Source organism: Glycomyces sp. L485, assembly GCF_022548875.1.
In the GTDB taxonomy this organism is placed as follows: Bacteria; Actinomycetota; Actinomycetes; order Mycobacteriales; family Micromonosporaceae; genus Glycomyces.
In genome coordinates, this window is sequence record NZ_JAKZEW010000105.1 from 1 (window position 1) to 401 (window position 401).

A 401-nucleotide genomic window follows, 5' to 3' on the forward strand; every position below is an offset into this window, starting at 1 on the left:
CGTGGAAGGACGTGTTCGACGTCGTCGACTCCGGCGACCGCGACCAGCTCGCCGCCCTCGCCGACGAACTGGCCGAACGGTATCCGACCACCGAAGCCGACCGGGACCGCGTCGTCCTCGCAGTCTCCCTCGACGCCGAGCGCGACGGCGAACGCTGGCAGGGCCGCTACGCGCTCGACGTCACCGGCGCCGACGCCGACACCGCCATGGCCCGCTGCGTCTCGACCTCACTGGCCTGCGGCCTTGAAGCGCTCATCGACGGGTCCACCGGACCCGGCCTCCGCCGCGCCGCAGCCGACACCGAAGCGGCCCGCCGCTGGCTCGACCGACTGGCCGCCGAAGGCCTGCCCTGGACCTACCACTCCACCGACCAGGAAGGACAGCGATGACCCACACCGACG

The 401-nt window shown here is 72.8% G+C and carries 1 protein-coding gene; it reads left to right on the forward strand.

Annotation, left to right across the window (positions count from 1 at the left end; translation table 11 throughout):
- Positions 1–389: saccharopine dehydrogenase C-terminal domain-containing protein (locus tag L0U85_RS20195; RefSeq protein ID WP_241379566.1), on the forward strand; the 389-nt coding region annotated here is incomplete at its 5' end.
- Positions 390–401: the final 12 nt, after the last annotated feature.